Here is a 13,140-nt window from a genome sequence, read left to right as displayed (position 1 = left end):
ATACCCGAATGCGCGTACTGGTCACCGGCGCCGCCGGCTTCATCGGCTCCCACCTGAGCCACCGCCTGGTCGAACGCGGCGACGAGGTGCTCGGCTACGACAACCTCAACAACTACTACGACCCCTCGCTCAAGCAGGCCCGGCTGGACCGGCTGCTGCCCAGGCCCGGCTTCTCGTTCGTGCAGGGTTCGCTGGAGGAGCGCGGCACGCTTGAACGCGCATTCGCCAACTTCCGTCCGCAGCGCGTGGTCAACCTCGCCGCGCAGGCCGGCGTGCGCTATTCGCTGGAGAACCCCCACGCCTACATCGACAGCAACATCGTCGGCTTCACCAACATCCTCGAAGCCTGCCGCCATGGCGGCGTCGAGCACCTGGTCTACGCCTCGTCCAGCTCGGTCTACGGCGCCAACCGCAAGCTTCCCTTCGCGGTCGAGGACAGCGTCGACCACCCGGTGAGCCTGTACGCGGCGACCAAGAAGGCCAACGAGCTGATGGCGCACACCTACAGCCACCTGTTCGGGCTGCCCACCACGGGCCTGCGCTTCTTCACCGTGTACGGCCCCTGGGGCCGGCCGGACATGGCGCTGTTCCTGTTCACCAGGAGCATCCTCGAAGGCCGGCCGATCGACGTGTTCAACCACGGCCACCACACCCGCGACTTCACCTACGTCGACGACATCGTCGAGGGCGTGATCCGCACCCTCGATCGTGTACCCGGCCCGGACCCGACCTACGACCCGCTGCTGCCCAATCCGGGCTCGTCCAGCGCACCGTACCGCGTCTACAACATCGGCAACCACCAGCCGGTGCAGCTGCTGCGCTATATCGAGGTGCTCGAGCAGTGTCTTGGCCGCAAGGCCGAGAAGAACCTGCTGCCGATGCAGCCGGGCGACGTGCCCGACACCGAAGCCGATGTGAGCGCCCTGCAGCGCGATACCGGCTACACGCCTTCGACCTCGATCGAGACTGGCGTGGCGCGTTTCGTGGAGTGGTATCGCGACTACCACGGAGTCTGAACGGCGCGTCCGCAGCTTGACCGTTGTTGCCCTGATTCCACGTTACTGATGGCATCGGAACAACGAACGGGGATTCACAAGATGCGCATGTCCAGGCAACTCATCGTGATGCTGCTGGCCATCCTGCTGGCGGCCTGCGCCAGCGGCGGTGGTGTGGCCGAAGCGCCGCCCGCACCAGACCAGGCACCGGTCGAGGACTACGCCATCGGCGTGGACGACGTGGTGCAGGTGTCGGTGTGGCGCAACCCGGAGCTGGGCATCACCGTCCCGGTGCGCCCGGACGGCAGGATCTCGGTTCCGCTGGTCGGCGATGTGCTCGCCGGTGGCCGCACCCCCAGCCAGGTGGCGGCGGACATCCAGGACAAGCTCTCGGCCTTCGTGCGCGATCCGCAGGTGGCGGTGATCCTCACCGAGCTGCGAAGCCATGAGTACCTCTCGCGCGTGCGCGTGACCGGCGCGGTGCGCCAGCCGGTGTCGATCCCCTACCGCCAGGGCATGACCGTGCTCGACGCGGTGCTGGCCGCCGGGGGCGTGAACGAGTTCGCCGCGCCCGACCGCTCCAGCCTCTACCGCCGCAATGGCGAGGACACCACCAGCTACGCGGTCCGCCTGGACAAGATCATCAACCGCGGCGACCTGAGCACCAACTTCAAGGTCGCCCCGGGCGACGTGATCACCGTTCCGGAGCGCGCGTTCTGATGCAGCCGAACATCCTGCCCGCGCCGCAGCGCGCGGTCTCCGCGGCACGACCAGCGGGCCCCGCCGTCTCGCCCATCGAATACGCCAAGCTGGTGCTGAAGGAAGGCCGCAGGCGGGTCGTCGCACTGTGCGCGATCTTCGCCGTCATCGCGCTGCTGACCTTCGTGATCGGCCTGTTCCTGGTCGGCCGCAACTACCAGGTCTCGGTGACGATCCTGGCCCAGGAAAGCGACATCATCCAGCCGCTGCTGGAAGGCCGCGCGGTCCCGACCGGCGTCACCGACCGCGCCGGCATGGCCCGCCAGATCATCTACGGCCGCCGGGTCCTCACCCAGGTCATCGAGCAGGGCGGCTTCGACGCGGAGAACATGAGTCCGCTGCAGAAGGACCGCCTGATGGAGGAGATCCAGGGCCGCACCCTGGTCAACAGCCCGCGCGCGGACCTGGTCCAGATCACCTACAGCGACAGCGACGCCGAGCGCGCCCATCGCGTCACCGAGATGCTCGGCGACCTGTTCATCAGCGAGACCCTCGCGACCAAGAGCCGCGAGAGCCGCGAGGCCTACGAGTTCATCGAGAAGCAGGTGCAGGAGTACCACCGCAAGCTCACCGACGCCGAGAACAACCTGCAGGACTACCGCTCGCGCAACGCCGACGCGCAGCCCGGCAGCGCGACCGACGTGAACTCGCGCATCTCCGCCCTGCGCACCCAGGTCGAGCAGACGCGCATGGCGCTGCTCGAACAGCAGTCGCGCGAAGCGTCCATCGCCTCGCAGCTGTCCGGCGAATCCGCGGTGACTTCGGTGCAGACCCGCGAGACGCTGTACCGCACGCGCCTGATCGAGCTGCAGGCCGAGCTCGACCGCCTGCTGCTGACGTATACCGACCGCCATCCGGACGTGCTGCGCACGCGCCACCAGATGGAGGACGTGCAGCGGCAGCTCGAGCAGGAGCGCGTCCGCGCGGCCAGCGGGCAGTCGGGCACCGGCTCGGAAGATTCGCAGCTTAATCCGCTCTACCAGGAACTGCGCAGCCAGCTGGCGCAGACCCGGCGCGAAGTGGCCGCCACCGGCTCGCGCATGAGCGTGGCCGAAAGCCTGCTGCAGGGCGAGCTGGACCGCAGCCGCCGCATCGCCGCCTCCGAGAGCGTGCTGGCCGAACTCACCCGCGACTACGAGGTCAACCGCGAGATCTACCAGGACCTGCTGCGCCGCCGCGAGAACGCGCGCGTGTCGATGGGCCTGGACCAGGAGAACCGCGGCCTGACCCTGCGCGTGCAGGACCCGGCCACCATGCCGCTGCGCCCGACCGGTCTGCGCTTCGTGCACATCGCCTCGGCCGGCCTGCTGGCGGCGATCGCGATCCCGCTCGGTCTGCTGTGGCTGCTGGTGCGCTACGACCCGCGCGTGCGCAGCCCGCAGCTGATCGAGGCCCGCAGCCGCTATCCGCTGCTGGCCACGATCCCCGCCTATCCCTCGCCGCGCGAGCGGCGCCGGCAGATGGTCCGCATGACGGTGGGCACCGGCATGGTGGTGGCGGTCATGCTGCTGTACGCACTGACCTACGCCTACAAGATGTCCAACGGCTGAGCCGCCGTGAACCCCGCCGATCCCATGGAGCAGACGTTAGTGAATGCACGACCCGATGCGCTCGAGACCCCCGCCAAGGACCAGGCGGGAGGGCGCTCCATCGCCCGCGCTGGCGACTCCCTGCAACCGCTGTCGCCGGTCGTGCTCGAAGAGCGCAAGCTGATCCACCGCAACGATTCGGTGCGCGTCCAGGCCGACGCCTTCCGCAGCCTGCGCACCAAGCTGCTGGCGCTGGGCCAGGACCGCAACCTGGTGATCCTGGTGGCGCCCGTGCAGTCCGGCTGCGGCGGCAGCTTCGTGGCGCGCAACCTAGCCGCGGCGTTCGCCTTCGACGAGAGCAAGACCGTGCTGCTGGTGGACTGCGACGCCCTGCATCCGGCGCAGCACGCCGCGCTCGGCGTCGACGTGGCCAGCGGCGGCGTCATGGACTACCTCGACGGCAGCGTCGGCGACCTGTCCGCCATCCAGTACGACACCGGCCTGCCCCGCCTCACCCTGGTGCCGAGCGGACGGCCGCGCGAGACCACCGGCGAGTACTTCAGCTCCAGCCGCATGCGCATGCTGATCGACTCGCTGCGCGGCACCGATGCCGGCCGCTACGTGATCATCGACAGCCCGCCGATCCTGAACTCGCCCGACGCGCGGATCCTGTCCGACCTGGCCGACCTGATCGTCGTCGTCGCCGGCTACGGCCAGGCCGCGGTCGAGCGCATCGACGAGGCCGCCGCCAGCTTCGACCCGGACAAGCTCGCCGGCGTCGTGTTCAACAACATCTACTGAAGACAGCGGCATGAACCGGGACGCCACCATGACCATCCGCAGGAAGTGCCTTCCCGTCGCCTGCGTCGCCGCGCTGGCGGCCGTGTCGCTGCAGGCGCAGGCCGTGCGCGTCGACTACGTGGTCGACATGGGTCTGGAGCGCAACGACAACGTGCTGATGGACCCCGACGATCCGGCCAGCTCCAGCGCCGTGCGCACCGGCTTCGGCCTGGTGGTGTCCGAGGAGACCTCGACCGTGCAGGCCAACCTGGCCGGCCGCGTCGAGTACTGGGACTACTTCGAAGGCCCGCAGTCCAATGCGCTGGAGGCCAGCCTGGCCGGCCGGCTGAACTGGTTCTTCGTGCCGGAAACGCTGAGCTTCACCATCGAGGACAGCCTGGAGATGCGGCCGATCGACCGCTTCGCCCCGGACGCGCCCAACAACCGCCAGCGGGTGAACGTGCTCTCGCTCGGTCCCAACCTGCACTTCAACTGGAGCCAGGCCGTGCGCGGCCGCGCCGAGCTGCGCTGGATCGACAGCAGCGCCGAGCAGGCCGACGAGTTCGAATCCGAGCGCCTGGCCGCATCGCTGCACGCCATCCGCGCGCTCGACCCCACCAGCAACCTGACCCTGAGCGCGCGCGGCCAGGATGTCGATTTCGACGACCCCGCCGCCCGCGACTACCGCCGCTACGACGGTTACCTGCGCTACCAGAAGGACCTGGCGCGGACGAGTTTCGCGCTGGACGCCGGCTACACCTGGGTCGACTACGCCGACGGCACCTCGCGCTCGCACCCGATGATCCGCGGCGCGGCGGAGTGGCGGCTGAGCCCGCGCAACGCGTTCTCGCTCGGCCTGGCCCACCAGCTCACCGACTCGTCGGATTCGGCGCTGCAGGGCATCCAGGCCGCGGCCGAGGTTCCGGACCGGCTGTCGAGCGGGTCCGCCGCGGTCAATTCGTCGATCTACGAGGACGACCGGGTCGACCTGACCTGGGCCTATCGCCACGAGCGTGTCGGCTTCACCGCAGGCCCCTACTACGAGCGCATCGACTACATCGACTCGGGCGCGTTCGACGAAACCCGCCGCGGCGTGGTCCTGCAGCTGAGCTACCAGCTGCGGCCGACCCTGCACATGAACGTGTTCGCCGATGCGTCGCGCTCGACCTTCGCCGACCAGGACCTGCGTACCGAGGACAAGCGCTTCGGCGCCGGCCTCGAAAAGACCTGGTCGCGGCACTGGAGCAGCCGGCTCGACTACCTGCACTACCGCCGCTCCGACGACGGCCTGTATGGCGACAGCCGCCAGAACGTCTGGTACCTGACGGTCACCTACCGCAACCGGTAGGCCCTTCGCGCGCGGGTGTGGCCCGCGTCGCATTCCGGGCGTGATCGAATGGCGCGGAATCCCGCCCCCGGCCGCCTGCGCACGCTTTCGCTTGACGGTCTTCGTCATTCAGCCTTTATTTTGCTGAACGGCGGACCGCGCCCCTATGATCGCTGCTCTTCTCAGGGGGGAAGAACGTAAGCGATCAGATGGTCAGCGGCCACGTCGGGAGACGGGTCGTGCCGGCAGCGCCTTGCCGGCTGGTGCAGGGATGCCGCACAGACCCTTCCGTTCGTGCAGCCCAAACCCTCGGCCAGGTGGCGCAGTTCCCCATGAGACGATTCTTCCGGACTTCCGTCCTGCCGGCGCTGGCCGGCCTCGCAGCGCTGCTCGCCGGCTGTTCCCAGCTGCCGCAGCAAGCCTCCTCGGAAGAGGAGAAACGCGCCTCCATCGAATCGCCGGCCATTGCCGCAGCGGCGACCCCGCGCCAGGCCAGCGCCTCGCGCGGCGTGGCCAAGGCCATTTCCAACCCGATCCTGTTCGTCACCCAGGTGCCCACGCAGGGCGGCGACCCCTTCGCCAGCCGGCTGTCCACCTTCGCCAACCACATGGGCAACATGGGCTCGGCGCTGCGCGGTGGCGACCTGATGATCCGCTACCCCGATGGCGCCCTGCGCAACCTCACCCGCGAGGCGGGCTACGGCATGGATGGCCTGCAGGGCGCCAATGCCATCGCCGTGCGCGAACCCACCGTGCATTGGAGCGGCACCAAGGCCATTTTCAGCATGGTCGTGGGCGCGCCGACCGCGCGCTACGGCAGCAGCGACGCCAAGTGGCAGCTGTACGAGGTGACCGGGCTGGGCCGCGGCGAAACCGCGCGCATCACCAAGGTGCCGCACCAGCCGGCCAGCTACAACAACGTCTCGCCCCTGTACGCCAGCAACGGCGACATCCTGTTCACCTCCGACAGCCCGCGTCGCGGCGAATCCCACCTCTACCCGAACCTGGACGAATACGAGAGCACCCCGACCGTCACCGGCATCTTCCGCCTGCAGGTCGGCATCGGCCAGGTCTCGCTGCTCAACCATGTGCCCAGCGGCGCGTTCAGCCCCACCATCGACAGCTACGGCCGCGTGATCTTCACGCGCTGGGACCACCTGCAGCACGACCAGCAGCAGGACGGCTCGATCTACCTGGGCTACACCTTCGACCCGTTCAACTATTCCAGCGAGGCGGCGAACGCGACCCGCGTCGGCCTGGTGCGCGACACCTTCCCCGAGCGCCGCCAGCAGAGCACCTCGCCCTACGGCCGCGTCACCAACCACACCTTCAACCTGTTCACGCCCTGGCAGATGAACCAGGACGGCACCGACGAGCTCACCCTCAATCACATCGGCCGCCAGGAGCTGGTGGGCGACTACGGCTACATCCCGCGCAGCTTCATGGACGACAACGCGCTTTCGGACAACGTCAACCTGTCCAACTTCGCCAACCGCAAGCACATCCGCATGGACGGCGGCATCTTCCACATCCGCGAGAGCCGGGTCGAGCCGGGCATCTACTACGGCATCAGCGCCCGCGAGTTCGGCGAGGGCAGCACCAACCAGATCGTGCGCATCACCGGCGCGCCCACGCTCAACGCCGAGCAGATGCGCATCACCGACGCCAGCCCGCCTCCGGGCAGCAACGGGCTGCCGGGCGGGCGCTTCCGCAACCCGCTGCCGCTCAGCACCGGCGACATGGTCGCCAGCTACACCGCCGATGCCACTTTCGGCGCGAATTCGCGGCTGCGCCTGCACCAGCTGAACGTGGACGGGTCGGGCATGTTCGTGGCCGGCAGCGCGCTCACACCCGGCATCCGCAAGACCGTGTCCTGGTGGACCGATGCCGCCTCGCCGCGCGAGTTCAGCGGCGAACTGTGGGAACTCGAGGCCGTGGAAGTGGTGGCGCGCACGCCACCGCCGGCCACCGCGCACCCGGCCATTCCCTCGCCCGAGCGCGCCGTGCTGGCCAGCGAGGGCGTGGACGAGACCATGCTGCGCAACTGGCTGCGCGCCAACGAGCTGGCGCTGATCGTCACCCGCAACCAGACCAGCCGCGACCGCGGCGATACCCAGCAGCCGTTCAACCTGCAGGTGCCCGGCGGCGTGCGCAAGACCCGCGGCAACGGCCGCGTCTACGACATCGCCCACTACCAGATCGTGCAGGCCACCCTGGTGCGGGCCTACGGCAACAACATCCGCGGGCGCCGGCCGGTGGCGCAGCCGATGAACGTCGCGGCCAACCTGCCCAACAGCGCCGGCCCGGCGGGCAGCGTGAAGATCGCCGCCGACGGCTCCACCGCCGCCTTCGTCCCGGCCAACCGCGCACTGAGCTGGCAGACCGTCGATCCCAATGGCGAACCCGTGGTGCGCGAACGCGTCTGGGTGACCCTGCAGGCCGGCGAGATCCGCACCTGCGCCGGCTGCCACGGCGAGAACACGCGCAACCAGGCCGGCGAGACGGCGCCGGTCAACCAGCCGCAGGCGCTGCGGGAGCTGATGCGCCACTGGAAGCAGACCGGCGCCGGCGGCACCCGCCGCCGCAACGGTTCGGCCCCGCTGGCGCCGGCGGGCTGAGCCGCCGTCCCCTCCGCCGGCCGATCGCGGCCGGCGGACATCGCAAACGTATGCACCGATGCGGCCCATCATGCGCCGCACCGCCTGTCCCGGGCGTACCGGCGCGATCGCAACGGGCCGCGCTCCACGACTGATCCCGCCCTGCCCGCTCGCCCGCGCCCGGGCCAGCGTGACCGGCTGCCGGCCGCATGCGCCGGCGTCCGCCCGCCGCGCTCGCCGTGTCCTGTCCCTTCCGCGGCGGTCCTTGCGTCTGTTATCTCAGGACACGCCGGCGGAACAGGGGCGGCCGTCGCGAGCGACGGCCCCTTGGTCGACCCCGGCTCCGTAACGGACAGGCGGAACGCCGACCGCGCGCGCACCGGTGCGGCACACGACCCATGCGGGCGCTGCCAGGGGACCAACGCAATGAGCAAGGCCGAGTTCAACGACATCCTGCAGGCGCCTGCCGCGCGCCGCGCCGCCAGCCTCGTGCCGCGCTTCATGCGCCGCACCGCGTCACGCTGGCTGGCACTGATTGTCGCCCTGGAAATCCTGCTGCTGGTGGGCGCGGTGTTCCTGGCGATCTACGTGCGCTTCATCAGCAATCCCGAGCCGCTGGGTTCCTACGCCCCGATGTGGCTGCAGAGCGTGCGCGCCCTTCTGTTCGCGACCATGATCGTGCTGGGCATGACCACGATGGGCCTGTACCAGCCGCACCTGCGCGAGAGCTGGTCCGGCTCGCTGCTGCGCCAGGCGGTGGGCTTCATGTTCGGCACCTGCGCCCTGCTGGTGCTGTTCTATGCCTTCCCGCCGCTGGAACTCGGCCGCGGCATCCTGACCATGGCCCTGGTCTTCGGCTTCGTGCTGGTGACCGGACTGCGCGCGATTTCCGATCGCCTGGTCGACCTGGAAGCGCTCAAGCAGCGCGTGCTGGTGCTGGGCTCGGGCGACCGCGCCGCGCTGATCGAGCAGCGCCTGCGCCGCCAGGCCGACCGCCGCCGCTTCCGCGTGGTGGGCTATGTGCGCTGCGGCAACGAGGCCAGCACCGTGGGCGCCGACAAGCTGGTGTCGATCGACACGCCGCTGGCCGAGTGGGCCCTGCTGCATCGCATCGACGAGATCGTGTTCGGCCCCGACGACCGGCGCGGCGGCCTGCCCATGCACGACCTGCTGCAGTGCAAGCAGATCGGCGTGCAGGTCACCGACCTCGCATCGTTCTTCGAGCGCGAGGCGGGCAAGATCAAGATCTCGCTCACCGACCCGTCCTGGCTGGTGTTTTCCGGCGGCTTCGACAGCTCGGTGGGCCGCCAGCTCAGCAAGCGTGCGATGGACGTGATCGCGTCGCTGGCCGTGCTGGCGGTCACCTGGCCGCTGCTGCTGCTGGTGGCGCTGGCGATTCGCATCGAGTCCGGTCCCGGGCAGCCGATCCTGTACCGCCAGGAACGCGTGGGCCTGCTGGGCTCGGTGTTCTCCCTGGTCAAGTTCCGCAGCATGCGCACCGACGCCGAGCAGGACGGCAAGGCGCGCTGGGCCGGCAAGAACGACGACCGCATCACCCGCGTGGGCCGAATCATCCGCCGCACGCGCCTGGACGAGCTGCCGCAGCTGTGGAACATCCTGCGCGGCGACATGAGCATCGTCGGGCCGCGCCCGGAGCGCCCCCAGTTCGTGGCGGAGCTGGACGAAGAGCTGCGCTACTACAGCCTGCGCCACTGCGTGCGTCCGGGCCTGGCCGGCTGGGCGCAGCTGCGCTACGCGTACGGCGCCTCCAAGCAGGACGCGGAAGAAAAGCTGAAGTACGACCTGTACTACGTGAAGAACCACAACCTGATGTTCGACGTGCTGATCCTGATCCAGACCTTCGAGGTGGTGGTGTTCGGGCGCGGGGTCCGCTGAACGCAGCTGCAGCGGACGGTCGCCTGCAGGGTTGGTTGCGATAGACGCCCCACGCCGTGGGGCGTTTTTCTTGGTGGCGGGATGCCACACGGATGATCGCTCCCACATGCACCGTCACCCGTGGGAGCGCGCTCGCGCGCGAAGCCGTTCGCGACCAAGGTCGCTCCCACATGGATCATCCCAACGCGTCTGTGGGAGCGCGCTTGCGCGCGAAGCCGTTCGCGACCAGGGTCGCTCCCACATGGAGCATCCTTCGCGGCCTCTTCCATGCCGCAGCGCGCCTGAAACTGACGTTGCCGGTCAGGCAACGGTGACGCGCGCCGTCGTTTTCCCCACCGCCGGATAACCGCGGAAAAAAAGCGCGAAAAAAGCCTCTGGAACGCGTCATGCACGCGAAAGTTTCCACGCTATGCTCCGCGCCTCAGGGAGAGCCGCCGGCCATGCCAACCACCAAGATCCGGTCCGCCGCCGTGAGGCACTGGGCCGCGGGTTCCGCACACCCGGCAGCACGGACGCTGCGCGGCGTCCGTCGCCGGCTGCTGCACTTCACCCTGCCCGCACCGCGGTTGATCGTCAGGCCCTACCTGGCGCTCTTCCTGGCGATGCGCGCAGTGGTCTACTTCATCCGCCGCGCCTTCATCGCCGAGCCCCTGCTCAAGGCCTACTGCACGCGCGTCGGCCGCGGCGTCACCACCGGCATCTTCGTGCCCTGGGTGCATGGCCGCGGCGAACTGGTGATCGGCGACCACGTGCGCATCAGCGGCAAGCTCAACGTCACCTTCGCCGCGCGCTATGTCGCCACACCTCGGCTCAGCTTCGGCGACCACTGCGACATCGCCCACGACGCCAGCTTCGTGGTCGGCCGCGAGATCAGGCTGGGCGCGCATGTGCAGGTCGGCCGCTCGGTCTCGTTCCGCGACGCCAGCGGCCACCATGCCGACCCGACCCTGCGCCTTGCAGGCGCCCCGCCCGACCCGGCCGACGTCAAGCCGATCATCGTCCACGACAACGTCTGGATCGGCACCCACGTGATGGTGATGCCGGGCACCGAGATCGGCGAGGGCAGCATCGTCGCCGCCAACTCGGTGGTCTCCGGGCAGGTGGCGCCCTACACCATCGTCGCCGGCAATCCGGCGCGGCGGATCGGCACGCTCACCCCGGTCGCCGGGCGAGAACACCTGGCGCCCGCGGCACCGGCTCCGCGCGCGGTGCGGCCTGCGCCGGCCGCAGCGGAACCCGAACTGCCGATCCCGCTGCCGATGCCCCTGCCGGTCCCGGTGCAGGTGCTGCACCTCGCCACCCAGGGTGCCTGAACGCGCCAGGCCGGCGCGGCGGGCTTGCAAAAACGGCCTTCTGGCAAAATATCCCGTCTGCCCTCGCGACCGCAGGGCGCCCGCCCGCGCAGGGACCTGAACGCGCGACCCTGGAGTATTCCGACGTAATGGACGAGATCGAGTCCCGCATCCGCGCGTTCCTGCAGGAGCAGTTTCCGGTGCCCGACGACCTGCCCGCCGGGGACAGCCTGCTCGACGGCGGCATCATCGATTCGATCGGCGTGCTGACCCTGGTCACCTGGCTGGAGCAGGAGTTCGGCTTCGTGGTCGAGGACGACGAAGTGCTGCCGGAAAACCTCGACAGCATCTCAAACCTGGTCGCCTACGTCGGCACCAAGCTCGACGCCGCGGCCGGCTGATGCGCTACGAGGCGCACCTGCGCGCCCGCGCCGGCGAGCGCCCCGACCACACCGCCATCGTCTGCGCCGGCCGCCGCGTGTCCTACGCGGAACTGGCCGGCAGCGCCGAGCGCTTCGCCTCGGCCCTGGTCGCCGGTGGTTTCGGCAACGGCGAGCGCTGCGTGCTGTTCCTGGAGAACCGCGTCGAGACCGCGGCCGGCATCTTCGGCACGCTGCGCGCGGGCGGCATCTTCAGCGTCATCAACCCCACCACCAAGGCCGACAAGCTGGCCTATGTGCTGAACAACTGCGAGGCCTCGGTGCTGGTCACCCAGGCCAGCCTGCTGGCGGTGGCGCGCGCCGCGCTGGCACAGTCGCCGTCGGTGACGCGCGTGGTGGTGGTCGATGCGGGCGAGGAACCTGCCGCCAGCGAGATCGACTGGGACGCCTTCATCGCCGCGCCTTCGACGCTGACCGACGCCCCGCGCGGCATCGACATCGACCTGGCGATGCTGGTCTACACCTCGGGTTCCACCGGCGAACCCAAGGGCGTCATGATGACGCACAAGAACATCGAGCACGCCGCCACCTCGATCACCACCTACCTGCGCATGGCGCCGGACGACGTGGTGCTGAGCGTGCTGCCGCTGGCCTTCGACTACGGCCTGTACCAGCTGCTGATGTGCGTGAAGCTGGGCGCCACCCTGATGCTGGAGAAATCCTTCGCCTTCCCGCAGAAGATCCTGCCGCTGCTGGAGAGCGAGCGCGTCACCGGCTTCCCGCTGGTGCCGACGATGGCCGCGCTGATCGTGCAGTTGCGAAACTTCAGGCCCGAGTGGGCTGCTTCGGTGCGCTTTCTCACCAATACCGCCGCCGCCCTGCCGCCGGCGCATATCGCGCGCCTGCGCGAGATGTTCCCGCAGGCGCGGGTGTATTCGATGTACGGCATGACCGAGTCCAAGCGCTGCACCTGGCTGCCGCCGGAGCAGCTCGACCGCCGCCCCGACAGCGTCGGCATCGCCATTCCCTTCACCGAAGTCTGGGTGGCCGGCGACGACGGCCAGCCGCTGCCGCCCGGCACCGTGGGCGAGCTGGTGGTGCGCGGCGGCCACGTGATGCAGGGCTACTGGCGCAACCCCGAGGCCACCGACAGGGCGCTCAAGCCCGGCCGCTATCCCTGGGAGAAGGTGCTGCACACCGGCGACCTGTTCCGCATGGACGAGGAAGGCTTTCTCTATTTCGTCGGCCGCAAGGACGACATCATCAAGTCGCGCGGCGAGAAGGTCAGCCCCAAGGAAGTGGAGAACGTGCTGTACGCCCTGCCCGGCGTGCGCGAGGCGGCGCTGGTCGGCGTGCCGGACCCGGTGCTGGGCCGCGCGCTCAAGGCGCTGCTGGTGGTCGAGGACGGCGCGCAGATCACGCCGCGCGAGGTCATCGCCCACTGCGCCGCGCGCCTGGAAGACTTCATGGTGCCGCGCCTGATCGAGTTCCGCGACGCCCTGCCCAAGACCGATACCGGCAAGATCCGCCGCGCCACGCTGCAGGCCGAGGCGGACGCCACCACCACGGCCGCCTGAGCGCCGCG

At 69.5% G+C, this 13,140-nt stretch carries 9 protein-coding genes and 1 pseudogene; all 10 read left to right on the top strand.

The window, feature by feature from the left end; all coding sequences use genetic code 11:
- The first annotated feature begins 8 nt into the window (after window positions 1-8).
- Window positions 9-1,016, top strand: a complete 1,008-nt coding sequence (locus tag ACQYVW_RS12925; RefSeq protein ID WP_434947274.1) for an NAD-dependent epimerase — start codon at window positions 9-11, stop codon at window positions 1,014-1,016.
- An 87-nt stretch (window positions 1,017-1,103) separates the two neighbouring features.
- Window positions 1,104-1,715: an XrtA/PEP-CTERM system exopolysaccharide export protein gene (locus tag ACQYVW_RS12920; protein WP_434933857.1), complete on the top strand. Its 612-nt coding sequence runs from the start codon at window positions 1,104-1,106 to the stop codon at window positions 1,713-1,715.
- Window positions 1,715-3,304: an XrtA system polysaccharide chain length determinant gene (locus ACQYVW_RS12915; protein WP_434933859.1), complete on the top strand. Its 1,590-nt coding sequence runs from the start codon at window positions 1,715-1,717 to the stop codon at window positions 3,302-3,304. Before ACQYVW_RS12920 ends, ACQYVW_RS12915 begins: the two co-directional genes overlap by 1 nt.
- A 39-nt stretch (window positions 3,305-3,343) precedes the next feature.
- Window positions 3,344-4,084: a P-loop NTPase family protein gene (locus tag ACQYVW_RS12910; protein WP_434947273.1), complete on the top strand. Its 741-nt coding sequence runs from the start codon at window positions 3,344-3,346 to the stop codon at window positions 4,082-4,084.
- A gap of 10 nt (window positions 4,085-4,094) precedes the next feature.
- On the top strand, window positions 4,095-5,411 hold the full coding sequence (locus ACQYVW_RS12905; protein WP_434947272.1) for a porin family protein: 1,317 nt from the start codon (window positions 4,095-4,097) through the stop codon (window positions 5,409-5,411).
- Between the two features lie 311 nt (window positions 5,412-5,722).
- Window positions 5,723-8,008 carry an HzsA-related protein gene (locus ACQYVW_RS12900; RefSeq protein WP_434947271.1) on the top strand — a complete coding sequence of 762 codons (2,286 nt, stop codon included), beginning with the start codon at window positions 5,723-5,725 and terminating at the stop codon, window positions 8,006-8,008.
- A gap of 405 nt (window positions 8,009-8,413) precedes the next feature.
- Window positions 8,414-9,883 (top strand): TIGR03013 family XrtA/PEP-CTERM system glycosyltransferase, encoded by a 1,470-nt coding sequence (locus tag ACQYVW_RS12895; RefSeq protein WP_434947270.1) that lies wholly within the window; start codon window positions 8,414-8,416, stop codon window positions 9,881-9,883.
- A 995-nt stretch (window positions 9,884-10,878) separates the two neighbouring features.
- Window positions 10,879-11,028, top strand: a pseudogene (locus ACQYVW_RS12890) (acyltransferase); the annotation flags it as partial.
- A 296-nt stretch (window positions 11,029-11,324) separates the two neighbouring features.
- Window positions 11,325-11,576, top strand: a complete 252-nt coding sequence (locus ACQYVW_RS12885; RefSeq protein ID WP_434947269.1) for an acyl carrier protein — start codon at window positions 11,325-11,327, stop codon at window positions 11,574-11,576.
- Entirely contained in the window at window positions 11,576-13,132 is a 1,557-nt protein-coding gene (locus tag ACQYVW_RS12880; protein ID WP_434947268.1) for a class I adenylate-forming enzyme family protein, read from the top strand. The genes ACQYVW_RS12885 and ACQYVW_RS12880 overlap by 1 nt, the downstream gene beginning before the upstream one ends.
- The last annotated feature ends 8 nt before the right edge of the window (window positions 13,133-13,140 follow it).

The sequence above is a fragment of the Luteimonas campi genome (assembly GCF_051162505.1).
GTDB lineage: Bacteria > Pseudomonadota > Gammaproteobacteria > Xanthomonadales > Xanthomonadaceae > Luteimonas.
Note: the sequence above shows the minus strand (reverse complement) of the source record. Positions and strands in the feature narration are given on the sequence as shown.